The following is a 23047-nucleotide window of genomic DNA, read 5'->3' on the forward strand; positions in this document are numbered from 1 at the left end:
TGCGTCAGGCGGCACTGCCGGAATTGGCACTGGGGTTGATCGGCGGCGGCAGTACGGCGCCGTCATCGTCGTTGCGGCCCTTGGTCTCCCAGAAGTATTTGCCGGTGTGCAGGCTGCTCGGCCCCATGCGCGCGTACTTCACCATCAGGATCATTTCCACCACCAGCAGGAAGGTGTAGAACAGGATGAAGCCCGCCAGGCTGAAGTACAGGCTGCTCGGCTGCAGCGAGGACGCCGACAGGTGCGTAGGCAGGATGCCGGCGATGGTCCACGGCTGGCGGCCGTATTCTGCCACGATCCAGCCCAGCTCGGCGGCGATCCAGGGCAGCGGGATGGCGAACACTGCCAGCTTCAGCAGCCAGCGTTGCGGCGCCAGTTGCTTCTTGGCCAGGAACCAGACCGAGGAGGCGAAGATGAACAGCATCAGGAAGCCGATCGCCACCATGCCGCGGAAGGACCAGAACAGCGGCGCCACCTTGGGGATGGTGTCGTCCACGGCCATGGCGATCTGCTCGGGTGTGGCGTCGACCACATTGTTGGTGTACTTCTTGAGCAGCAGGCCGTAGCCGAGATCCTTCTTGTGCTCATCGAAGGCGGCGCGCGCGGCGTCCGACTTGTCGCCGGATTTCAGGCGCGTCAGCGCAGCATAGGCCAGCATGCCGTTGCGGACACGCGCCTCGTGTTCCTTCTTCAGGTCCTTGATGCCGGCTACCGGCTGGTCGGTCGAGCGGGTAGCGATCAGGCCCAGTACATAAGGGATCTTCACCGCGTAATCGGTGCGTTGTTCCTTGTCGTTGGGCAGGCCGAACAGCGTCAGGCCGGCTGGCGCGGGGTGGGTGTCCCATTCCGCTTCGATGGCCGCCAGCTTGACCTTGTTGACTTCGCCAGCGGTATAGCCGGATTCGTCGCCCAGCACGATCACCGAGAGCGTGGACGCCAGGCCGAAACCGGCCGCCACCGCGAACGAGCGCAGCGCGAAGGCGGTATCGCGCGCCTTGAGCAGGTACCAGGCCGACACGCCCAGCACGAACATCGAAGCCGTCACGTAGCCGGCGGCCACGGTGTGCACGAACTTGACCTGCGCCACCGGGTTGAAGATCACCTCGGTCATGCTGACCAGTTCCATGCGCATGGTCTCGAAGTTGAATTCGGCGCCGACCGGATTGTTCATCCAGCCGTTGGCGATCAGGATCCACAGCGCCGACAGGCTCGAACCCAGCGCCACCAGGAAGGTCACCAGCAAGTGCTGCTTGCGCGAGAGCTTGTCCCAGCCGAAGAAGAACAGGCCGACGAAGGTTGATTCCAGGAAGAACGCGGCCAGGCCCTCGATGGCCAGCGGCGTGCCGAAGATGTCGCCGACATAGTGCGAGTAGTAGGACCAGTTGGTGCCGAACTGGAACTCAAGCGTAATGCCGGTGGCCACGCCCATGGCGAAGTTGATCCCGAACAGCTTGCCCCAGAAACGGGTCATGTCCTTATAGATCGGGCTGCCGGTCATGACATAGACCGACTCCATGATCACCAGGATCCAGGACAGGCCCAGCGTCAGCGGGACGAACAGAAAGTGATACAGCGCGGTCACGGCAAACTGCAGCCGCGACAGCGAAACGACTTCATCAATCGGAACCATTTTTTACCTCGGAGGTTTTGGGCGTTGCAGAGGGTGTTGCGGGAATCTGGACGTTCGGCGCGGCCGGCGACAGCATGCGCGCCTCGACGCTGGCGGTGGGCATGCGCATGTGCTTGGCTTCGGGATGGGCGAAGAAGGTCTTGGCCAGGATGGTGATCAGCGCGATCTTGACGATGAGCAGCAGCGTGATCTCCACCCCCAGCGGCAGCTGGGTCAGGCGTGGAATTCGAAGGCGGCGCAGGCCCGGCGGGCGCTGCTGGTTGGAGACGGATGGAACAGGCTGGCGCATGGCTACTCCCTGTCGATCTTGTCGGTCTTATCGTTTTTTTCCTGCGAGGCGGCGCGCCCGTCGGCTGCGCCGTCCTTGCTACCGAAGCGGAACTTGTCGCGTACATCCAGCAGCTTCTTGACCTTGGAGCCCATCTTCATCAGCGATACCAGGGTCTCGGGCTGCAGGCGCTGCACGTCGTCGAACCAGGAGCTGGACAGCTCGATCAGATCATACATCTCGCGCATGCGTTTTTGCGCGGCTTTGTCGTCGGCGCTGGCAGGCGGCTCCAGCAGCGCGTCGCGCAACATCGACAGGGTGGGCTCGATCTCGCGGCGGCGGCGTTCTTCCAGCAAGGCCTTAAAAATATCCCAAATATCTCCCGGCGGCTCGAAATACTCGCGGCGATCGTTAGGGCGGTGCAGCAACTTCACCAGTCGCCAGGATTGCAATTCCTTCAAGCCCATGCTGACGTTGGAGCGCGAGAAGCTGAGGTAATCGGCGATCTCGTCGGCGTTGAGGGCGCGCCCGCTGATGTAGAGCAGCGCATAGATCTGGCCCACCGTGCGGTTGATGCCCCAGCGGCTGCCCATTTCACCGAAGTGCATGATGAAGCGTTGCATCAGGGGAGTAAGGGTATTGGTTTCCATGGCTCGTTAGTCTTCCAATTATTTTGAATTTTCAGTAATTACTGAAATTTAAAACAATTGTTGCGCCAGCTCAATAACACTTGGCTATGATTTTTCTGATAACAGTTATACGGTTTGTAAATGACTGTCCTTGGGCGCGAACTGGCATGCCGTGACCGTCTGGCCGGAAGCGATGTCGTTGCGCCACACAGGCAAAGGTGCTGCGTGTCTTGCCATGTTTTCTGCCGTGCGAGGCATGCTTGCGGATTTCCCGGTATCCGCAGGCCGCCCGATTCGCGTTGCATGGCAGCATTTTCGCGCTTTCCTACACCGGCAGAAGGTGTCGACTGATGCCGGGTTTGATGCCGATCAAATAAGCTCCATAAACCAGCTCATCAGCGCTGTGGCCCGTCGTGGCGCTTTGTCCCGTGCGCGTCATTGGAAAAAGCAGGCGTATCTGTCCAAGGAAAATTTATGCTGGGTTTCGACTTCCGTATCGCCAGGATCGCCTGGACCGTGTTTTTGGTGGCACTACTGCTCTACATTACCTACACCATCTCTTCCACGCTGCTGGTGCTGGTGTTCGCGGTCTTCTTCAGTTATCTGGTCTATCCGCTGGTGGAGCAGGTCGAGCGCGTACGTCCGCGCCGTGTGCCGCGCACGGTATCGATCGCCGCCGTGTTCGTGCTGGTGATCGCCATCGTGGCGGCGGTGGCCGCCGTGTTCGGATCCCGCATCCAGGAAGAAGCATTGCACCTGAGCGAGCAACTACCGGCGCTGCTGCGCTCCAACGACATGGTCTCGCGCCTGCCGTTGCCTGGCTTTGCCGAACCGTTGCGCGGGCGCATCCTGGGTTTCGTGCGCGACCAGCTTGCCGCCGGCACCGACCAGGCCATGCCCCTGGCCAAGCAGTTCGGCGTGGGCGTGATGCATGCCGCCAGCAACCTGATCTATCTGGTACTGGTGCCGATCATCAGTTTCCTGCTGATCAAGGAAGCACCGGCCATGCGTGATGAGATGCTGTCGTGGATGAACAGCGCCAACCGTCGCCTGTGGGACAACATCATCAAGGACCTCGACGTGCTGCTCTCGCGCTATGTGCGCGCCTTGCTGTTCCTCTCCATTGCCACGCTGGTGGCTTACAGCATCGCCTTCTCGGTCATGGGCGTGCCGTATTCGATGCTGCTGGCGGGCCTGGCGGCGGTGCTGGAATTCATTCCCTTTGCCGGGCCGCTGGCAGCCAGCGTGGCGGCGCTGGTGGTGGCCGGCTTCAGCGGGTATGACCATCTGCTGTGGCTGTTCGGCTTCATCATCGGATATCGGCTGTTCCAGGACTACGTGCTTAATCCTTACCTGATGAGCGAAGGCGTGGAGGTCAGCCCGCTGATGGTGATCCTGGGTTTGCTGGCGGGCGACCAGCTGGGTGGCGTGGTCGGTATCTTCCTTTCGGTGCCGGCGATGGCGGCGCTGAAGATCATCTTTACCCGTGCCTCGGCGGCGCAGAAAGCGCGCCGCGCCGCCGAAGCGCGCGAAGCCCAGCTCGCGGCTGAAGCGCAAGAGCGGCAGAATGCATCGCAGGCGCCGCAGACGGTGGTGCAGGTCAATATCGGGGAAAAGACGTAACCGGTTCGGGCGGTTCTTATGCTGGCGGGAAGTGCAGCGTGAAGCGTATCCACCCCGGCTGCGGGCATTCCACCGTCGCCGTGCCCCGATGCAGCGCCATGATGGCTTTCACGATTGCCAGTCCCAGCCCGTTGGATTCGGTATAGGCACTGCGTGAGCGGTCTCCGCGGTAGAAACGGTCGAACATGCGCGCCATGGTGTGTGGCGTGGCATCGTCGCTGCGGTTTTCGACGATGATGCTGCTGCCGTTTCCGTCGCTGCGCGCGATGATGCGCACCGTGCTGTCGGCCTTGCCATAACGCACCGCATTGATTACCAGGTTGCTGACTGCGCGCCGCCACATCACCAGGTTGGCGTGGCAGCTTCCACCCACCTCCAGCGCGAAGCGCATGCCGCGTTCGTCGGCAATGCCTTCGAAGTAATCGGCGATCTTGCCCAGCTCTTCGTGCAGGTCCAGTGCGGCGCAATCGACTGCCAGCGTGGCGTGATCGGCTTGCGCCAGGAACATGATGTTCTCGACGATGCGTGAGATGCGCTGCAATTCTTCCACATTCGATTCCAGCAACTGCTCATACTCTTCCGGTGTGCGGCGCTGGCCTAGCGCTACCTGGCTCTGGCCCATCAGCACATTGATCGGTGTGCGGATCTCATGCGCCAGGTCGCCGGAGAATTGCGACAGGTGTTCGTAGCCGGCCTCCAGCCGATCCAGCATGGCATTGAACGATACCGCCACGCGCCGCAGTTCTTGCGGCATGCCATCTTGCTCCAGCCGCATCGACAGACGATCGGGCGTGATCTGCGCGGCGCGGCGGCTCATCTCCAGCAGCGGACGCAAGCCGCGGCGCAGCAGCAGGAAGCCGAGCAGGGCGGTCAGCAGCACCGCGCCGGCGGCGGCGCCGGCGATGCGCCAGCGGTAGCTGCGCAGCATGTCCGCTTCCTGCACCATGACATACGCGGCGACGATTTCGACCGTATCGGCATGGCCTTGCCCGTTGCCGACTTCGGCCAGCGCCGACACCCAGCGGATGCGCACGCCATCGGCGCGGACGGTGGTGAACAGGTCGGCGGCCGAGAGCGGCGTGCCTACCGGGATAGGTTCCATCTCCGGCGGCACCAGGTGATCGGGATTGCTCTGGATGAAAGGCGCTTCGCCGCGGCGGCGGAAGATGCGCACGTCCTGCTCGTTGCCCATCATGCTTTCGAACAGGGCCGGGCGCTGCTCCATTTGCTCGACGTTGTAGAGGTCGTGCATCAGGTTGCGGAAGTGCTCGACGCGGCCGGTCAGCGCCTGGTCGGCGCGCAGTTCCAATGCCTCGCGCACCGAACCGTACAGGTACCAGCCGAGCCCGGTCACCACCAGGCAAGCGATCAGCGCGAACAGGGCCGATACGCGCAGCGTCAGCGTCCAGCCGCGCATGGTGGAGGCAGGGCCGTTCATGGGTTTTCCGAGAACATGTAGCCTACGCTGCGCACGGTGTGGATCAACTTTTTCTCGAAAGGGGCGTCGATCTTGGCGCGCAGGCGCTTGATGGCGACGTCGACCACGTTAGTATCGCTATCGAAGTTCATGTCCCAGATCTGCGAAGCGATCACGCTGCGCGACAGAGCTTCGCCCTGGCGTTTCACCAGCAAATGCAGCAGCATGAATTCCTTGTTGGTCAGCGCGATGTTGACGCCCTGGCGCGTGACCTTGTGGCGCACGTGGTCCAGCTGCAGATCGGCGATCTCGACAACCTCGGCCTCGCGCACTACGCCGCGCCGCAGTAAAGTACGGATGCGCAGCACCAGTTCAGTGAAGGAAAAGGGTTTGACCAGGTAGTCGTCGGCGCCCAGTTGCAGGCCGCGGATGCGGTCGTCGACATGGTCCTTGGCGGTCAGGAACAGCACCGGCAGGTCGCGCTTGGCGCGCAGGGCGCTCATTATCTGCCAGCCGTCGATGCCGGGCAGCATCACGTCCAGCACCACCAGGTCGTAGTCCTGCTCCAGCGCCATGTGCAGGCCGTCGGTGCCGTTGCGGGCGAGGTCGACCGCATAGCCGGACTCGCGCAGGCCCTTCCTGAGGTAGTCGCCGGTTTTGGGGTCGTCTTCGATTACAAGGATGGCCATGCGCGAAAGCTTGTCAGATGCGGGAAAATGCAGCAGATTTTAGAGCGCATTTGATGAAACGGCGTGGATTTTCTTCATGACAAAATTGTCATCAAATTGCCACCCGGATGTCACCGCATCGCACTTAGCATGGCCACACGTAGCAAAGCATTGCCCGATTGCCGCATTGCCCGGCGCCAACCCATTTTTTAGCGAGAGCCCCATGCTGATCAAGATCCGCCCCGACCAGATCGAGATACCCACCGCCTCGGAAATCACGCCCAAGGAGATCTATCTCTCGCGCCGCAGCTTCATGGCCAAGGCCGCGGCCGCTGCTGGTGGTATGGCACTGGCCGGCGGCTGGGGCGCTTTCCCGGAAGCATTCGCACAGCAGGGGCGGAAGCTGCCGGCCAAGCTCAATAACGCCTACGCGGTAATGGACAAGCAGACCGCCTACAAGGACGCCACCACCTACAACAACTTCTACGAATTCGGCACCGACAAGGCCGACCCGGCCAAGAACGCCGGCACCCTGAAGACCAGCCCGTGGACGGTGGATATCGAAGGCGAGGTCAAGAAGCCCTTTACGCTGGACCTGGAGGCGCTGATGAAACTGGCGCCGCTGGAAGAGCGGGTCTACCGCCTGCGCTGTGTCGAGGGCTGGTCGATGGTGATCCCCTGGATCGGCTATTCGCTGTCGGCGCTGATCAAGAAGGCCGAACCCACCGGCAACGCCAAATATGTGGAGTTCGTCACCCTGGCCGACAAGAAGCAGATGCCCGGCATCTATGACCCCATCCTCAACTGGCCCTACCGCGAAGGCCTGCGCATGGACGAGGCCAACCATCCGCTGGCGCTGCTGACCTTCGGCATGTACGGCGAAGTGCTGCCCAACCAGAACGGTGCGCCGGTGCGCATCATCGTGCCGTGGAAGTATGGCTTCAAGTCGGCCAAGTCCATCGTCAAGATCCGCTTCGTCAAGGATGAGCCGAAGACAGCGTGGGATATGTATGCGCCGCAGGAATACGGCTTCTATTCCAACGTCAACCCGAACGTGGACCACCCGCGCTGGTCGCAGGCCACCGAGCGCCGCATCGGCGAAGACGGTTTCTTCACGCCAAAGCGCAAGACGCTGATGTTCAACGGCTACAACGACGTGGCCGGCTTGTACTCGGGCATGGATTTGCGCAAGTACTTTTGAGCGGAACAGTCTCCATGCAGCTCGCTCCCGCCACCCTCCGCAACCTCACGCCGCGCACGGTCAACGTGCTGTGGTGGCTTTTCCTGACGCTGGCCTTCGTGCCGCTGGCGCGGTTGGTGGTGTTGGGCGTAGTCGACTCCGGCAGCGGGCTGGGCGCCAATCCGCTGGAATTCATCACCCACAGCACCGGCGACTGGACGCTCTATTTCTTTTGCATCACGCTGGCGGTGACGCCGCTGCGCAAGATCACCGGCATGAACTGGCTGGTGAAGATGCGCCGCATGCTGGGACTGATGGCCTTTCTTTACCTGAGCCTGCACTTCACCACGTTCGTCTGGTTCGACCATTTCTTCGACCTGGGCGAGATCTGGAAGGACATCGTCAAGCGGCCTTTCATCACGGTCGGCGTGACCGCGCTGCTGCTGTCGATACCGCTAGCCGTCACCAGCACCAACGGCATGGTGCGCCGCTTGGGGGGCAAGCGCTGGCAGGTCCTGCATCGCCTGATCTATCTCATCGTGCCGCTGGGCGTGCTGCATTATTGGTGGGACAAGGCCGGCAAGAACCTGATCGCGCAGCCGCTGCTGTTCGCCGTACTGGTGGGCACGATGCTGGCGCTGCGCCTGCTGTGGCGCCAGGCGAAGAAAGGGCGGGAGAAGGCCCCGGCGACACAGGAGCCGGCTTCTGCTACACGCTCCTGACAAGCAGTTCGTTTTGATTTGATGTTGTCGTCACTTCCGTTCCGGAGAAAACCATGTCCATCCTGAAACCCGTCGCCATCGTCTCGGTGGCCGCCGCGCTGTGCCTGGCGCTGGCATCCCTGGCGCGCGTCAATGCCGCCGAACCTGCCGTTGCCGTGCCCGCTGCAGCGGGTAAGGCGCAGCTTTCCTCGACTGCGCAAAGCGAAACAGTCGTACTGGCCGGCGGCTGCTTCTGGGGCGTGCAGGGCGTGTTCCAGCATACCCAGGGCGTGCTGCGCGCGGTGTCCGGCTATGCCGGCGGCAAGCGCGCGGCGGCGACCTACGAGATGGTCAGCAGCGGCAGCACCGGCCATGCCGAATCGGTGCAAGTGACCTACGACCCGCGCAAGATCTCCTTCGGCCAGATCCTGCAGATCTATTTCTCGGTGGCGCACGATCCGACCCAGCTGAACCGGCAGGGGCCGGACCAGGGTACGCAATACCGTTCGGCCATCTTCACCGCCAGCGAGCAACAGAAGCAGGCGGCCGAGGCCTATATCGCCCAGATCAACGCTGCCAAGGTGTTTTCCTCGCCCATCGTGACGCAGGTGACGGCGCTGCAGGGTTTCTACCCGGCCGAGGATTACCACCAGGACTACGCCACCCTGCATCCCAACCAGCCCTATATCGCCTATAACGACCTGCCCAAGATCGCCAACCTGCAGAAGATGTATCCGGCCATCTACCGGGCCGATCCGGTTCTGGTGCTCAAACGCTGACGCCGTTCATGTCCGGGGGGAAGGATGAGACAATACGGCGGTCCGCATAGCCCGCCCCGTCATGAACCCGACCGAAACACTGAGACAAGCCTTCCAGCTCTTCGAACAAGAACATTACGCTGCCGCCGAGCAGATACTGTTTGACCTGCTGGAGAGCGAGCCGGCCAATGTACAGGCGCTGCATCTGCTGGGCAGCGTGGCGATGGCGCAAACGCACTTCGAGGAAGCGACCATCGTGTTGCAACGCGCCCTGCGCCTTCTGCCGGAAAGCGCGCAAGAGGCATTGCCCATCCGCTACAAGCTGGGGCGCGCCTTCTACGAGCTGGGCCGGGTGGAAGATGCCTTCCTGTTGTATCGCGCGCTGATAGAAGCGGGCCACCGGATGCCCGAACTCTTTGTCGCCGCATCCGCCGCGCTGCAAGCGATGTCGCCCTCGGGCAAGAACGATACGCAAGCCATTGCGTTATTGGATGACGCCTTGCAACTGCAAGCCGATGTCCCCGATACCTGGCACCGCAAGGCCATGCTGCACGAGCGTGTCAAAGATTGGGAATCTGCACGCGCCAGCTTGCAGCAGGCGCTGCGGCTGAACGACCAGCGCGCCGTCTATTGGCACGATGCCGGTGCGGCGGAGCACGCACTGGGCGACTTCGAAACGGCCCTCAAGTTTTACGACCAGGCGCTCATCCTCGATCCCGATTACGTCGATGCCCATGTCAGCCGCGGCACCAGCCTTGCGCGGCTGCGGCAATACGACGACGCCATCGACAGCTACCAGCGTGCGCTCAAGCTGAAACAGGACGATCCCGAGGCCAAGCTCAACCTGGCGCTTTCGCTGCTGGTGCTGGGCCGCTTCCAGGAGGCCTTGCCGCTCTACGAATGGCGCTGGGAAGGGCGCAGCGCGGACCCCTACCGCCACGAAGCGATTCCCGCATGGAATGGCGCCACACCGCTGCGTGGCAAACGCATCCTGCTATGGGCGGAGCAGGGCTACGGCGACATCATCCAATTCATCCGCTATGCGCAACTGATCGCCGATGCCGGCGCGCAAGTCGTACTCGAAGTGCCCGCCAACCAGTTGCCGCTGCTGGCGAGCTTGCCGTCTTCCTCGCCATTGGAAATGATTGCGATCGGTGAACCCGTGCCGGCGGTGGATTGCCAATTGCCGATGATGAGCCTGCCTCTGGTATGCAATACGCAATACAGAGAGATTCCCGCCGCCATTCCCTACCTGTATGCAGACGACGTACGCAAGCAGGCATGGATGGCGCGCATCGACGCACTGGCGCCGCGCACGTCGGGACGTGTCCGCGTAGGCATCGTCTGCTCAGGCAACCCGGGCAATACCAACGACTATCGCCGCTCCATCCCGCTGCAACAGTTCGCGCCACTGGCGCAGGCACGCGCGGATATCGATTTCTTCGCCGTCCAGCCCGATCTGCGCGAAGCAGACGCTGCCTGGCTGCGCACGCAAGCAGGCTGGCACTGGCTGGGGCAAGGGATAGGCAATTTCAATGAAACCGCTGCCGTGTTGTCCTGCATGGATCTGCTGATCACGGTAGACACCGCCGCTGCCCACCTGGCCGGCGCACTGGGCCTGCCAGTCTGGATCGCACTGCCGTTCGCGCCTGACTGGCGCTGGTTCCTGAATCGCCACGATTCGCCGTGGTATCCAACTGCGAAGCTGTTCCGGCAGCAGCAGGCCGGGCAATGGAGGGATGTGATGCTGGCAATCAAGGCCGCGCTGGCCATTTCGGATTTTTCTGGCCGCTAAGGGGGCTTACAATTTGTTGGCCGGCGCGTCTTCGAAATAACGCTTGGTGTTGATATGCACCAGCGGACTTTGCATCAGTTCATCCAGCGCCCACCAGCGCAGTTCTGAATGCTGCGCGTCGGGGACGATGTCGCTTCCGGGCGGCAGGCTGCAACGGCATCCCAGTGCCACGTAATGCGTGCCGAAACCTTCGCGGCCCAGTGCATTGTCGGCATAGATATGGTCGAATGCACCCAATAATTCCCAGCTTGCCGGCTCCACACCGAGTTCCACCTGCGCGACGCGCCGCACGGCATCCTTGAGCATTTCGTTCTTGCGGATACGCCCGCCGGGAACGAACCAGCAATCACTGGCAGGCTGGTTGCGCCGATAGCCGAGCAGGATCTCGTTGCGCGCATTGCAAACCAGCAAGTCGATCGATACCAGCGGGGTGGATTGGATCACCAGGGCAAAATCGTCAGCACTGAGTTTCATGGTCGGCGCGCGAAAGGGGAGGTGGAGTGGCCAAAACAGAAAAGCCTTCCAAAGGCATGCTTTGAAAGGCTTTGAAATTCTGGTGGGGCGTCACAGATTCGAACTGTGGACCTACGGATTAAGAGTCCGCTGCTCTACCAACTGAGCTAACGCCCCGTGCTGCACGTTGTTGCTCTGTGCTGCAAGAAAGGACGCATTATAGGTGGGCTTTCAGTGCTACGCAAGCCTTTTTCAACAAATCTGAAAATAATTTTGGGCGATTGTTGCATGTGCAATGTGTCCAGCCGATCTTGGCGCAGGCTTTGCGTGCAGGTGCCGTCCAATCGTTCCTCAGATCCCGCTCTTGATTCCGTTGACCCAGGATTTCGTCGGCAGCTTCGTCTGCGACGCGATCTGCGCGGCGCGTTCATACAGGGCAGGAAAGTCGAACTGCCGTTGTCCCTTGAAGGCGATCGCGACGACGTTGCCGTCATGGACTTCCGGTAACGAAACCACTGTATCGAAAGCGAATTCCATACGAAGTGTAATTTGAGGGGGGAGGGGATTTTTGAGAGGCGCTGTATCGGCGAACTCTTCGATTAAGAGAAAAGATGACTTATTAAGAATGCAGCCAGCCTGCGTTGAGCAGGCTGGCTCGCTTCAAACGTTGATGTGGGTGTCTGCTATCAGCGAATATCGTTATCGTTACCCGATGACAGCGGGCTCGGTTGCAGCAGTTGTTTCAGGCGTTGTGCGCCATCCGGCGAGAGTTCGCCGTTTTTCATGCTGTCAAGCAGCTTCTGTACCTCTTCTTTATCGGCCGCCGACAGGTTCTGCCCGATCTCGCCACTGTCCAGACGGCGTTGCAGTTCCGTCCCGGCTATTCTTTTTCCATCAGGGCTTGCATCGGCACTCATCGCATCATTCAATAGCTTGTCGGCGGGTACACTTTGCATGTCTTGGCCACGGCTCCGCTTGGTTATCTCCCACTCCAGCGGCGATGATGAGAAAGGAATTGCGAGTAGATTGGACATGCTTGGCTCCATGAAGAAAATATTGAAAGAGCCCATAAGTGGATGGGTAGAATATTTTTGTTCCATATTGACTGCAAGATTGCAAAGTCAATGACGCAGAGAGCGTTGATGGCGCTGACTTTTTCTGAGGGGAATGTACTGCTGAGAGGGGGCTTGATGCAGGGCGTTTTGTCGATGAACTCTACGATTAAGAGCCCGCTGCTCTATCAACTGAGCTAACTCCCGTGTTGCACGTTGTGGCTCTGTGCTGCAAGAAAGGACGCGTTATAGGTGGGCTTTCAGTGCTACGCAAGACTTTTTCAAGAAATCTGAAAATATTTTGGGCGATTGTTGCGTATGCAATGTGCTCAGCCGATCTTCGCCCAGGCTTTGCGTGCAGGTGCCGTCCAATCGCTCCTCAGATCCCGCTCTTGATTCCGTTGACCCAGGATTTCGCCGGCAGCTTCGTCTGCGACTCGATCTGCGCGGCGCGTTCATACAGGCCAGGAAAATCGAACTGCCGTTGTCCCTTGAAGGCGATTGCGACGACGTTGCCGTCATGGACTTCCGGCAGCGAAACCACCGTATCGAAAGCGAATTCCATCGCCCTCAGGTTCTTGGCGTAGCTGGGATGGTCGCCGAACAGGTTCACCGTCATGATGCCGCCGGGCGCCAGGCTGTCGTAGCAGGCCTGGTAGAACTCCGGCGTGTCGAGTACCGGGCCGCGAGCGGTGGCATCGTAGAGGTCGACCTGCAAGGCATCGATGATGCCGTGTCCGGCCGCATGGACGATGAAGTCCATGGCATCGCTTTCGATGAGCATCAGGCGCTCGTCGGGTTCGGGCAGCTTGAACATGCTGTGGCAGATGGCGACCACCGCCGGGTTCAGTTCCACCGCAGTTACCTGTGCCTGCGGGAATTCACGGTAGGCGAACTTGGTCAGCGCGCCCGTGCCCAGCCCCAGCTGCACGATATGTCGCGGCGACGGGTTGAACAGCATCCAGGCCATCATCTGCTGGGCATATTCCAGCTCGATCCAGTCCGGCTTGCGGATGCGCATGGCGCCTTGTACCCATTCGGTGCCGAAGTGCAGGTAGCGCACGCCATCCAGTTCGGACAGCGTCACCGGCGCGAACTTGGGCTTGCGGGGTTTGACGGCGTCGGCGCCGAGGCGGCGGCGGTTGGGGCCGGCCTTGGTGTTGGCCTGGGCTTCGATGGATTTTCTTCTGATCAGCATGGTATGGAATCGGGTGAAGGCAGCGCAGCCGCCTGAGATGCGAAATGATACCTTGCCGGGCATCCGCGACGGAGTTTTGCTGCGCTTCCTGCATATCGACATGCGGATTCATTCCTTCTTTCCATGCAGAGCGTATGTGACGATGCTGTCCTTATTCTTATCGGGGACATCATGCAATTCGCTTCAATGGCAAAACTGGCAGGCGCGCTGGCGGCGCTGACCCTGGCGTTGGCGCCGCACGCGGCATCGGCGCAGGACAAAACGAAGATCAAGGTCGGCATCTCGGTGGGCAATGCTGAGAGCACCTTCGAGGTGGTCAAGAAAGTCGCCGCGTGTGAAGGGCTGGAGATCCAGCTCGTGGTCTTCAGCGACTACCTGCAGCCCAACGCGGCGCTGGCCGCCGGCGACCTGGATGCCAATGCCTTCCAGCACGTGCCTTATCTGGAAAGCCAGATCAAGGCGCGCGGCTACAAGATCGTGCCGGTGGGGCTGACCCTCACCGCGCCGTTGGGCATTTACTCCAAAAAATACAAGTCGATCGACCAATTGCCCAACGGCGCCACCATCGGCATCCAGAACGACCCCTCCAACGGCAACCGCGCACTGCTGCTGTTGCAAAAGGCGGGCCTGATCAAGCTCAAGCCCGGCGCGGGTGAAAACGGCGTCAACGCCACCCCGCTGGACGTGGTGGACAATCCGAAGAAGCTCAAGCTGGTCGAACTCGATGCCGCGCAATTGCCGCGTTCGCTGGACGACCTGGCCGCGGCCTCGATCAACAACGACTACGCCTTCAAGGCCGGCCTGTCGCTGCAGAAGGACACTATCGCCGTGGAAGACCCGCGCGGCCGTTATGCCAACGTCATCGCCACCCGTGCCGAAGACAAGGACAAGCCCTGGGTGAAGAAGCTGGTGCAGGCCTACCAGTCGGAAGATGTGCGTAAATTCATCGAAAGCGAATTCAAGGGATCGCTGGTCCCTGCATTCTGAGTTCTTGGGAACGTTGCCCGGAATTCCGACGAAGATTTGAACGAGGTGAATGAAAAATGCCGTCCGGTTGAAACCCGGGCGGCATTTTTCATTTCGATTCGGCAGGCCGGTGGTTGCGTCCATGGAAATGTTGATCCGGCGAGCAGCCGCTCATATACACTTCGGCCATGCTCAAACATTTCATTTTCTGCATCAAGCTGGCCATCGTTTTTGCCGCCATCGTCTTCTTCGGCAAGGCGGTGCAGTACCTTATTTTCAACGGCGGCTTTTCAGGCGAGTTCTTCGACTATGTATTTTTCCGCAAGACGTAATGCGCTGAATGTCTTGCCTGCATACCTGCATGTAGGCTCCGGTGCCTCATTTCTTTTCCGCTTCCAGTTCCATCCATTGTTCCAGCTTGTCTGCATAAGGCAGGGTAAAGGCCGGGCTGCTCGAAGGCAGCGCTAGTATCCGGTAGCCTGTAGCCATTTCTCCCAATGCTTTCCTGCCGATGCGTTCGGCCGTGCCGCCGTTGAAGGCGATGGTTTCCAGCGTCGGCAATTGCTTGAGCAAGTCCACCAGATCGTTATGCACGATGTTGCGCATATTGCTGTCCAGGCTGCCGCGGCGATTGGCGGTGCCGACCACGTCCCACAATCCGATGCGATGTGCCAGCAGCGCCTGCAGGCGATCCTGATAGGGCATCGCCACCAGGTCGTCTCCGGTGATTGCCGAGAGCAAGCGCCAGAACCCGTTGCGCGGATGGCCGTAGTACTGGCTGACAGCCAGCGAGGCAGCGCCAGGCAGGCTGCCCAGGATCAGTGTGCGGGTATCGCGCGCCACTACCGGCGGAAAGCTGGCCAGCAGCGGATCGGCAGCAGTGAATTCGAGCGTTTGGCGCCCAGGGTTCCCGGTCGGCATGGTTTCTTTGGCTGGAGATGAAAATAATTTGACGGTGCGCCACAGGCGGCAGGGCGAGGCACAATGACGCGGCAAAACAGCGATCTTAGCGTAATTGCCGCAGGCGCAATTGCCCCAACTTCAAGCACACATTCACGGAGGAAGACATGGCAGGGAAAGTCATCGTAGTGACCGGCGGCAGCCGCGGTATCGGCGCGGCTACGGCCAAATTGGCGGCGCGGCAAGGGTATGCGGTCTGCGTCAACTATGTGTCCAACCGCGATGCGGCCGAGGCCGTGGCCGACGAGATCCGCAAGGCTGGCGGCCGTGCCATCACGGTAGCGGGTGATGTCGCCAAGGAGGAAGACATCCTGCGCCTGTTCGCCACCGTGGACAAGGAACTGGGGCCGGTGACCGCGCTGGTCAACAATGCCGGCATCCTGGACCACCAGTCGCGCCTGGACGGCATGAGCGCCGAGCGCATCAACCGTGTACTGATCGCCAACATCACCGGCAGCCTCTTGTGTGCACGCGAGGCGGTCAAGCGCATGTCGACCAGGCATGGCGGCCGCGGCGGCGCCATCGTCAACCTGTCGTCGATGGCGGCCAAGTTGGGCGGGCCGGGCGAATATGTCGATTACGCCGCTTCCAAGGGCGCGATCGACGCCTTCACCATCGGCCTGGCCAAGGAAGTGGCGGCCGAGGGTATTCGCGTCAACGCCGTGCGCCCGGGCCTGATCTATACTGATATCCACGCCAGCGGCGGGGAAGCCGGCCGCGTCGATCGCTTGAAGGATGCCGTGCCGATGAAACGCGGCGGCACCGCCGAAGAGGTCGCCAACGCCATCCTGTGGCTGCTGTCGGATGAATCGTCCTATGCCACCGGCACTTTTATCGACGTGTCCGGAGGGCGTTGATCCCCGCTGCATCTGCAGCATCTACCTCGCCGGAGGCAGGCATGAGTATCGTTACCCAGCGCCGTATCGACCAGTTGCTGTCGCGTTATGCCGAGAGCCATCGGCATCCGGTCAACGAGCAGATCCACTGCGTTTGCGTTCCGGCCATCGTGCTGTCGCTGCTGGGCCTGTGCTGGACGGTATCGCCAGCCGTGTCGCTGGTGGTGGCGGCCGCTGCGCTGGCGTATTACCTCAGTTTGTCGCCGCCGCTTGCCGCCGGCATGCTGGCCATGACGGCCGTGATGCTGGTGATCCTGGCCCGTTTGCCGGCGGGCGCGGTGTTGCCGCTGTCGGTGGCGGTCTTCGTGATCGCGTGGATAGGGCAGTTCATCGGCCATAAGATCGAGGGCAAGAAGCCTTCCTTTTTCGAGGATCTCCGTTTCCTGCTGATCGGGCCGCTGTTTGTGCTGGGGGTGCTGTACCGGCGCTGGAATATCCGGTACTAGGCCCGTTGGCATCGATTTGTATGGCGGAGCGCGGCATTTTGTCGAAATCCGGGCGAAATGCAAGAAATGATGAAGAAAACAGGCAGGAACGAAGCGCTGGAAGTCCGGTCAACAGTTGGTTTGTATTAATATGTCAAGAGTTGTTTGCCCTACGGGAAATGGCGCAAGCATGTCTACCCTCAATCAGCAAACAAAAAACGGCCCGATGACCGGGCGAATTTTCAGTCGGAGTGTCTGTATGAAGAAATTGCTTTTAATCGTTGCACTGAGCTCGCTGGCGGCAGGCTGTGCCTACACGCCGAATTCGGCCAGTGTCTATAACACTCGCCAGGCGCAGGGTGAACAAACCGTTCGCATGGGCGTGGTGGAGTCGATCCGCAACGTGACCATCGACAAGGGCGCTTCCGGCGTGGGCACCCTTGCTGGCGGCGCACTGGGCGGCATCGCGGCCGGTTCCAACATCGGCGGCGGCAACGGCGCGCTGGCAGCTGGCATTATCGGCGCCCTGGCCGGCGGCATCGCCGGTAACCAGATCGAATCGCGCATGGCCAATCAGGCCGGCCTGGAAATCACCGTGCGCCTGGATAACGGCGAACTGCGCGCCATCACCCAGGATGCGGACGAGGCTTTCCGTGTTGGCGAACGCGTGCGCTTGCTGTCCAACGGCCGCACTACCCGCGTAACGCATTGATGCACTGAGCTTTACCCGCTCTGCCTGAAAGCAGGACTTCGGTCCTGCTTTTTTTCGTCCTTTCGTCCATTTCCCGGTATTGCCCGCCGATCGCGTCAACGCTTTTCGCGTTCGATCCATTGCTCGCGTCGGATTCGGTACAGGTGATGCAAGCACAGCGGATGTCCCGCGGGCAGGCGCGGATGCAGGAAGTCTTCGCGGATGTCGCACTGCATGCCCAGCCTTCGCATGACTGCCAGGGAGTTGAGATTGGCGGGGGCGGTAAACGAGACGATTTCCGGCAGCGCCAGCGCATGGAAACCGTAACGCAAGGCGCAGGCAGCCGCTTCGGTGGCGTAGCCTTGCCCCCACGCCGACGATGCCAGGCGCCAGCCTATCTCCACTGCCGGCGTGAAGTGGGCATCAAAAGAAACGTTGAGCAGGCCGACAAAGCCCGCGCATTCGCTGACGCCAGGAATGTCCAGCACCCACGGCCCGAAGCCGTATTGGTCGAAATGCGTTTGGATGCGGTCGGCCAGCGCATCGCTGTCATACCGCGAGAGTGGGGTGGGGAAGTGCTTCATGACCAACGGATCGGCATTGATGGCGGCAAAGGGCTCGCGGTCGGCAGTGCGCCAGGGGCGCAGCAGCACCCGCGCACCCCGCAGCAGTGCAGCATCAGGCTGTGGGCTGTTGCTCGTCATGTGGTTGCCGGCGCTTGACCAGCCAGATATACAGTACGGTTTGCAGCAGCGCCATCGTGCTGCCGACGATCACTTCCCCCACGCGCATGAAGGCCAGGTGCAGTTCCTGGTGCAAGCCGCTGCCGGAGAAGGCGGCCGACAGCAGGATCACCACCGTTGCCGGCCCCAGGCGCCAGTTGCTGGGATAGTTTTGCAGCAGCATCGCCACCACCACGGCGGCCGTCAGCGCCACCAGCATGGCCAGGAAGGTCGGGCCGAAAATGATGAGCGAGATGCAGGAGACCACGCAGCCGGAAATGGTGTTGATCAGCCGTGCACGGAAGTTGGCCTTGGCCACCGTCATATCGGGCTCGGTGACGATGATCAGCGAAATCATCGCCCAGTAGGGTTCCTGGATACCGAGTGCGCGTAATCCGTACCACAGGATCAGGCAGCCCGATAGGATCTTGACCAGATAGACCAGGGCGTTCTTGCGCGGATTGATGAAGTTGAATTCCATGTGCAGTTGCCAGGCGCAAGGCGCGCCGCCATGTGGCGATGGCGTGCGCGGCTACGCGTAGTTCAGCTGTTTTCGGTTTTATTGAGCGAGTTTGTCGCGCGCGTCTTTCAGTTCCGCCTCGGCATCGTGCAGCTTCTTTTCCTGCTGGGCGATTTTCTTTGGTTTGCCCTTGGCGTTGGCCTTGTCCAGGTCGGCCTGGCGGGCAGCGACTTTTTCTTCCTTCTTCTTCACGTCGGCTTCGCGTTCGCGGCGCAAGCCTTCGTCGGTGCAGTTCGTTTCCAGCTGCTTCTGGGCGATCTTCAGTTTTGCTTCCTGCGCCTTGTTGCCATGCGCACGCGCCTGTTCGAGCTGGGCCTGCACATCGGCCTTTTTGGCGGCACAGCCGGTCAAGGCTTGCGCCGATACATGGCCGGCACAAATCAAACCGACGGCCAGGAAAAGCGACAAAGCGAAGGGTTTTTGCATTGCGAGGCTCCAGGTGAAAGGAAAAAGGGAAATGCCGTCCTACTGTATAGCGCATGCGTTGCCGAGGCAACCAGAAGGCCGCGCGTAGCTCACGCTACGGGGGAGGGAAGCGGATAGGTCGGATGTTTCGGGCAGCGATACCCGTATTTTGGGCACGACAATGCGGCCGGTCATTTCTGACGCGGCAGGCGATGGCAGGGATCGCGCGCGCTGCGTTATCGGCGGCGCGACAGAAAGCGCGACAAGGCGCCCGTGCGAATCCGGGTGTAGCCGTGGAACAGGTGCGCGGAGCGCAGCCGGGGCGAGATCTGGATGGCGTTGTGCAGCAGGTATTCGGTCGGCTGCCAGCGCATTTTGGAATAGTCGCGCCCGGTCGAGAGGTTGAGGTATTCGAAGCCGTTCGCAATCGCCCATTGCACCGCATGCACCACGACGGTGGTCATGATGCTGTATTTGCCCCATTCGATGTCATAGCCGGAGTAATACAGGTACAGGTGGCGGTCGCAGACAAAGCCGATGCGGGTGGCGACCACCTGGCCTTTGATCTTGACCTGGAACAGGCGCAGGCGGTCCTGCTCCGCCATCTTGTGGACGAACGCCGTCAGGAAGCGGCGGCTTTTCTCGCGCTGGAATACGTTGGCATGTTCGACCGTGTGGTCGGCTTCCGAGCGCAGCGTATGCAGGTTGAAGAGGGTTTGCATGGCATCGGGCACCTCCTCGGGCTTGCTGACGACATGCACCTCATGGTGGTGCTCATCGCGCTTGAGCGAATTGAAGCACTTGCGGATCGCTTCCTTCATGTTGCGCGACAGGCTGGTCTTGAGTTCTTCCCAGGTCGGCGGCAGCGCCAGGTAGCAGACCACGCGCGGCATCGGTTGTTCGGCCGAAGGCGTTGCCAGGATGAGCGCCTGCGGCAGCGACAATCCCTGCCATTCGATCCAGTCCCATTTGCGCTTGCAGGTGTGCAGGTGGTTTTTCAGGGTGGCCACGGCCAGTTCGCGGTAGTTCGGATCGCAGATGAGGCCGCGGATTTCGGTGACGTTGGGATCGGCGCCAAAGAACTGCAGCACCCGGATGCCAAATGCCTTGATGCCCGGCCGCATGCTGACCATCATCGGGGCGATTGCAATCAGCTCGCCCTGGGCGTTACGCAAGGCGAAGGAATACAACTCGTCCTGGATCATCATCTTGGCTTGCCGATGATGGTTCCACCACAAGATATTCCAGGCTGACGAAGTGAATGGCGTGCGCAAATACAGCTTTCGTTCCAACGTATCCCATTCGTCGGACAATGCGGCCAGCTCTTCGAAGCGATGTATGACTTGCACTTGCAGTTTGGCGACTGCGGATGGCGTTTCTCGTCGCATATCCCTCTTTATTTTTTTCGACGCAGCGTTATTCTTTTTTCGAAACTTATTGATTAAACAACAATATGTAGTTGTTCTTTTATAATTTTTTCTCATTAAGTGAGACTTTTATATTTACAACAATTTACAAGTAAGATGGCAAGGAAGGATGAGCTTCTTGCCTTTAGATGCTGGGGCGCAGGTGAGAAATGAAAAGCGAATGACGTCCTGCCATCGATGTATCCAATGCCGGCGAAAGCTGGAATTTGTGCGGGAAAAAGCGTCGAGGATGAAAAAACGGCGGCCCAAGGGCCGCCGTTTCGGTACTGATGGATGTTGGAGGGAGTTACTTTGAGGCCATCCCCAGCAGCATATCGTTCAGCCGCTTGACGAACCCGGCCGGGTCGCCCAGCGCGCCGCCTTCGGCCAACAAGGCCTGGTCGAACAGGATATGCGACCAGTCGTCGAACTTGGCCTCTTCATACTTCAGGCGCTGCACCAGCGGGTGGTCCGGGTTGATTTCCAGGGTCGGCTTGGACTCCGGCGCATTTTGGCCGGCCGCCTTGAGCATACGCATCAGGTTGCCGGAAAGTTCGTTCTCGTCGGCCACCAGGCAGGTCGGCGAATCGGTCAGGCGCAAGCTCACGCGCACGTCCTTGGCCTTGTCGGCCAGCGAAACCTTCATTTTCTCGACCAGATCCTTGAACTCGGTTTCAGTTTCTTCGTGCTGTTTCTTTTCCGCTTCGTTTTCCAGCTTGCCGAGGTCGAGGCCGCCCTTGGCTACCGAGGCCAGTTCACGGCCCTCGAACTCCGTCAGGAAGGACAGCATCCATTCGTCCACGCGGTCGGTCAGCAGCAGCACTTCCACCCCCTTCTTGCGGAAGATTTCCAGGTGCGGGCTGTTCCTGGCGGACTGGTGGTTCTCGGCGGTGACGTAGTAGATCTTGTCCTGGCCTTCCTTCATGCGGCTGACGTAGTCGGCCAACGAAGTGCTCTGGGCATCGCCCTCATGGTGGGTAGAGGCGAAACGCAGCAGCTTTGCGATGCGCTCCTTGTTGGCGGCATCCTCGCCGATACCTTCCTTGAGCGCCTGGCCGAACTCGGTCCAGAAGCCTGCGTACTTATCCTTCTGCGCCTGCTCGTCGCTGTTGGCCAATTCTTCCAGCAGGCTCAGCACGCGCTTGGTCGAACCTTCGCGGATGGCGCGCACGTCGCGCGACTCTTGCAGGATCTCGCGCGAAACGTTGAGGGGAAGGTCGGCCGAATCGATCACGCCCTTGACGAAGCGCAGGTAGACCGGCATCAGCTGCTCGGCGTCGTCCATGATGAACACGCGCTTGACGTACAGCTTGATGCCGCCGCGCTTGTTGCGATCCCACATGTCGAAGGGCGCGCGGGCCGGGATGTACAGCAACTGGGTATATTCGCTGCGGCCTTCCACGCGATTGTGGGTGTAGGCCAGCGGGGCGCCGAAGTCGTGCGAGATGTGCTTGTAGAACTCTTCGTACTGCTCGGGCGTGATGTCGGACTTGCTGCGGGTCCACAGGGCGCTGGCCTGGTTGACGGTTTCCAGTTCGTCCTTCTGGACGGTTTCCTTCTTTTCCTCGTCCCATTCTTCCTTGTTCATCAGGATGGGCAGCGAGATATGGTCGGAGTACTTGCGGATGATGGACTTCAATTGCCATGCAGAAAGGAACTCGTCTTCGCCTTCACGCAAGTGCAGGATGATGTCGGTGCCGCGGTCAGGCTTGTTTATTGCTTCTACCGAGAAGTCACCGGCGCCTTCGGATTCCCAGCGCACGCCTTCATCGGCCGGCGTGCCGGCACGGCGCGTCTCGACCGTGATGCGGTCGGCGATGATGAAGCCGGAGTAGAAGCCGACGCCGAACTGGCCGATCAGGGCTGCGTCCTTCTGCTGGTCGCCGGAGAGCCGGGAGAAGAATTCCTTGGTGCCGGACTTGGCAATGGTGCCCAGGTGCGAGATCGCCTCGTCACGGTTCATGCCGATGCCGTTGTCGGAGATCGTGATGGTGCGTGCGGCCTTGTCGAAGCCGACCGTGATCTTCAGTTCGGGATCGTTTTCAAAGAGGGTGTCGTTGTTGATGGCTTCGAAGCGCAGCTTGTCGGCGGCGTCGGAAGCGTTGGAGATCAGCTCGCGCAGGAAAATTTCTTTGTTGGAGTACAGCGAGTGGATCATCAGCTGAAGCAACTGTTTGACTTCAGCCTGAAAGCCCATGGTCTGTTTTTCGGATGCCATGTTTATTCCTTGTGATTAATTAAAACAAATCGAGTGGATAGAAAAAGACAATCGTGATTGAGCCAGATATAGGGAGAGATGTGTGGTTTTTCAACCGCATTTTCCGTGAGTTTTTTGAGTTTTCTTCAATTCTGCGGAATCCCCTGATAGCGGAATGACATCGGGCTAAAGATAATCAACAGCCATTGAAATCAATCAAGTCAATGGAAGTTAAGTGATTTTTTAAAGATTTACTGTAATTCTCCTGCAATGGGCGGATGTTAAAATAAGTTTTGTCAAAAAAGAAAGTTTTGTTGGCGCGGATATCAGTATTTCGCTGGTCAGCCAATGTCAAGGATGAAATTTTTGTTGACATACAATCAGTATTTTTTGACCAGCTAAGAATAAGAAACAAGAAGGGAAGGTTGGGGCATGTAAATCTGGATCGGCGCCAATGGCTGCCGATTTTTCTTATTTGCAGTGATGG

The 23047-nt window shown here is 60.1% G+C and carries 24 protein-coding genes, 1 tRNA gene and 1 pseudogene; 10 read left to right on the forward strand and 16 right to left on the reverse strand.

Features of this window, described 5'->3' with window-relative positions; genetic code table 11:
• Window positions 1-4: 4 nt before the first annotated feature.
• Genes AKL28_RS00980 through AKL28_RS00990 form a run of 3 tightly spaced genes read right to left on the reverse strand, consistent with a single transcriptional unit; the run spans window position 5 to window position 2548 of the window.
• Window positions 5-1630, reverse strand: coding sequence for a cytochrome ubiquinol oxidase subunit I (locus AKL28_RS00980; RefSeq protein WP_050466180.1), 1626 nt, complete (start codon window positions 1628-1630; stop codon window positions 5-7).
• Entirely contained in the window at window positions 1617-1919 is a 303-nt protein-coding gene (cydP, locus tag AKL28_RS00985; protein ID WP_050466181.1) for a cytochrome oxidase putative small subunit CydP, read from the reverse strand. Before cydP ends, AKL28_RS00980 begins: the two co-directional genes overlap by 14 nt.
• A 2-nt stretch (window positions 1920-1921) precedes the next feature.
• On the reverse strand, window positions 1922-2548 hold the full coding sequence (locus AKL28_RS00990) for a GbsR/MarR family transcriptional regulator (protein WP_050466182.1): 627 nt from the start codon (window positions 2546-2548) through the stop codon (window positions 1922-1924).
• A gap of 453 nt (window positions 2549-3001) precedes the next feature.
• Here AKL28_RS00990 and AKL28_RS00995 point away from each other — a divergent pair, with 453 nt between their 5' ends.
• Window positions 3002-4150 (forward strand): AI-2E family transporter, encoded by a 1149-nt coding sequence (locus AKL28_RS00995; RefSeq protein WP_050466183.1) that lies wholly within the window; start codon window positions 3002-3004, stop codon window positions 4148-4150.
• 16 nt (window positions 4151-4166) lie between these two features.
• Here the strand turns inward: AKL28_RS00995 and AKL28_RS01000 are convergent, their stop codons facing one another.
• Window positions 4167-5588 carry a heavy metal sensor histidine kinase gene (locus AKL28_RS01000; protein WP_050466184.1) on the reverse strand — a complete coding sequence of 474 codons (1422 nt, stop codon included), beginning with the start codon at window positions 5586-5588 and terminating at the stop codon, window positions 4167-4169.
• Window positions 5585-6256 (reverse strand): heavy metal response regulator transcription factor, encoded by a 672-nt coding sequence (locus AKL28_RS01005; protein WP_050466185.1) that lies wholly within the window; start codon window positions 6254-6256, stop codon window positions 5585-5587. Before AKL28_RS01005 ends, AKL28_RS01000 begins: the two co-directional genes overlap by 4 nt.
• A 202-nt stretch (window positions 6257-6458) precedes the next feature.
• On the opposite strand from AKL28_RS01005, the gene msrP reads away from it, so the two are divergent.
• The 4 genes from msrP to AKL28_RS01025 all read left to right on the forward strand — a co-directional run bounded on the left by msrP (window position 6459) and on the right by AKL28_RS01025 (window position 10669).
• Window positions 6459-7436 carry a protein-methionine-sulfoxide reductase catalytic subunit MsrP gene (msrP, locus tag AKL28_RS01010; RefSeq protein ID WP_050466186.1) on the forward strand — a complete coding sequence of 326 codons (978 nt, stop codon included), beginning with the start codon at window positions 6459-6461 and terminating at the stop codon, window positions 7434-7436.
• A 14-nt stretch (window positions 7437-7450) separates the two neighbouring features.
• Window positions 7451-8137 carry a protein-methionine-sulfoxide reductase heme-binding subunit MsrQ gene (locus AKL28_RS01015; RefSeq protein WP_050466187.1) on the forward strand — a complete coding sequence of 229 codons (687 nt, stop codon included), beginning with the start codon at window positions 7451-7453 and terminating at the stop codon, window positions 8135-8137.
• A gap of 53 nt (window positions 8138-8190) precedes the next feature.
• The gene (msrA, locus tag AKL28_RS01020) at window positions 8191-8895 is read left to right on the forward strand and encodes a peptide-methionine (S)-S-oxide reductase MsrA (RefSeq protein ID WP_156226198.1); all 705 of its coding nucleotides are present in this window, start codon (window positions 8191-8193) and stop codon (window positions 8893-8895) included.
• Window positions 8896-8956: 61 nt separating this feature from the next.
• Window positions 8957-10669: a tetratricopeptide repeat protein gene (locus AKL28_RS01025; RefSeq protein ID WP_050466188.1), complete on the forward strand. Its 1713-nt coding sequence runs from the start codon at window positions 8957-8959 to the stop codon at window positions 10667-10669.
• 6 nt (window positions 10670-10675) lie between these two features.
• On the opposite strand, the gene AKL28_RS01030 is transcribed toward AKL28_RS01025, so the two are convergent.
• The 5 genes and pseudogenes from AKL28_RS01030 to AKL28_RS01050 all read right to left on the reverse strand — a co-directional run bounded on the left by AKL28_RS01030 (window position 10676) and on the right by AKL28_RS01050 (window position 13372).
• Window positions 10676-11143, reverse strand: coding sequence for a GDP-mannose mannosyl hydrolase (locus AKL28_RS01030; RefSeq protein WP_050466189.1), 468 nt, complete (start codon window positions 11141-11143; stop codon window positions 10676-10678).
• 80 nt (window positions 11144-11223) lie between these two features.
• A tRNA-Lys gene (locus AKL28_RS01035) sits at window positions 11224-11299 on the reverse strand.
• Window positions 11300-11473: 174 nt separating this feature from the next.
• Window positions 11474-11659, reverse strand: a pseudogene (locus AKL28_RS01040) (spermidine synthase); the annotation flags it as partial.
• Window positions 11660-11808: 149 nt separating this feature from the next.
• Window positions 11809-12156, reverse strand: a complete 348-nt coding sequence (locus AKL28_RS01045; protein ID WP_169801858.1) for a hypothetical protein — start codon at window positions 12154-12156, stop codon at window positions 11809-11811.
• 397 nt (window positions 12157-12553) lie between these two features.
• A complete protein-coding gene (locus AKL28_RS01050; protein ID WP_050466296.1) occupies window positions 12554-13372 on the reverse strand; it encodes a class I SAM-dependent methyltransferase in 819 nt (272 codons plus the stop codon).
• Between the two features lie 171 nt (window positions 13373-13543).
• On the opposite strand from AKL28_RS01050, the gene AKL28_RS01055 reads away from it, so the two are divergent.
• Both AKL28_RS01055 and AKL28_RS24780 read left to right on the forward strand, forming a co-directional pair.
• A complete protein-coding gene (locus tag AKL28_RS01055) occupies window positions 13544-14359 on the forward strand; it encodes a MetQ/NlpA family ABC transporter substrate-binding protein (RefSeq protein WP_050466192.1) in 816 nt (271 codons plus the stop codon).
• A gap of 167 nt (window positions 14360-14526) precedes the next feature.
• Window positions 14527-14670: a hypothetical protein gene (locus AKL28_RS24780; RefSeq protein WP_169801859.1), complete on the forward strand. Its 144-nt coding sequence runs from the start codon at window positions 14527-14529 to the stop codon at window positions 14668-14670.
• Between the two features lie 46 nt (window positions 14671-14716).
• On the opposite strand, the gene AKL28_RS01060 is transcribed toward AKL28_RS24780, so the two are convergent.
• Window positions 14717-15259 carry a DNA-deoxyinosine glycosylase gene (locus AKL28_RS01060; protein WP_082221310.1) on the reverse strand — a complete coding sequence of 181 codons (543 nt, stop codon included), beginning with the start codon at window positions 15257-15259 and terminating at the stop codon, window positions 14717-14719.
• A 146-nt stretch (window positions 15260-15405) separates the two neighbouring features.
• On the opposite strand from AKL28_RS01060, the gene AKL28_RS01065 reads away from it, so the two are divergent.
• From AKL28_RS01065 to AKL28_RS01075, 3 genes are all read left to right on the forward strand, one after another.
• On the forward strand, window positions 15406-16155 hold the full coding sequence (locus AKL28_RS01065; RefSeq protein ID WP_050466193.1) for an SDR family oxidoreductase: 750 nt from the start codon (window positions 15406-15408) through the stop codon (window positions 16153-16155).
• A gap of 41 nt (window positions 16156-16196) precedes the next feature.
• On the forward strand, window positions 16197-16640 hold the full coding sequence (locus AKL28_RS01070) for an Mpo1 family 2-hydroxy fatty acid dioxygenase (protein ID WP_050466194.1): 444 nt from the start codon (window positions 16197-16199) through the stop codon (window positions 16638-16640).
• Between the two features lie 238 nt (window positions 16641-16878).
• Window positions 16879-17331, forward strand: coding sequence for an outer membrane lipoprotein (locus AKL28_RS01075; RefSeq protein ID WP_050466195.1), 453 nt, complete (start codon window positions 16879-16881; stop codon window positions 17329-17331).
• Window positions 17332-17426: 95 nt separating this feature from the next.
• Here AKL28_RS01075 and AKL28_RS01080 read toward each other — a convergent pair whose 3' ends face one another.
• The 5 genes from AKL28_RS01080 to htpG form a co-directional block, all read right to left on the reverse strand.
• A complete protein-coding gene (locus AKL28_RS01080) occupies window positions 17427-18014 on the reverse strand; it encodes a GNAT family N-acetyltransferase (RefSeq protein ID WP_050466196.1) in 588 nt (195 codons plus the stop codon).
• Window positions 17989-18513: an FUSC family protein gene (locus tag AKL28_RS01085; RefSeq protein ID WP_050466197.1), complete on the reverse strand. Its 525-nt coding sequence runs from the start codon at window positions 18511-18513 to the stop codon at window positions 17989-17991. The genes AKL28_RS01080 and AKL28_RS01085 overlap by 26 nt, the downstream gene beginning before the upstream one ends.
• 78 nt (window positions 18514-18591) lie before the next feature.
• Window positions 18592-18978 (reverse strand): DUF1090 domain-containing protein, encoded by a 387-nt coding sequence (locus AKL28_RS01090; protein ID WP_050466198.1) that lies wholly within the window; start codon window positions 18976-18978, stop codon window positions 18592-18594.
• A gap of 215 nt (window positions 18979-19193) precedes the next feature.
• Window positions 19194-20306, reverse strand: coding sequence for a GNAT family N-acetyltransferase (locus AKL28_RS01095; protein ID WP_050466199.1), 1113 nt, complete (start codon window positions 20304-20306; stop codon window positions 19194-19196).
• Window positions 20307-20670: 364 nt separating this feature from the next.
• Entirely contained in the window at window positions 20671-22581 is a 1911-nt protein-coding gene (gene htpG, locus AKL28_RS01100) for a molecular chaperone HtpG (protein ID WP_050466200.1), read from the reverse strand.
• Window positions 22582-23047: the final 466 nt, after the last annotated feature.

Origin of the sequence: Herbaspirillum chlorophenolicum, assembly GCF_001189955.1 — a bacterium.
GTDB classification, from domain to species: domain Bacteria; phylum Pseudomonadota; class Gammaproteobacteria; order Burkholderiales; family Burkholderiaceae_D; genus Herbaspirillum; species Herbaspirillum chlorophenolicum.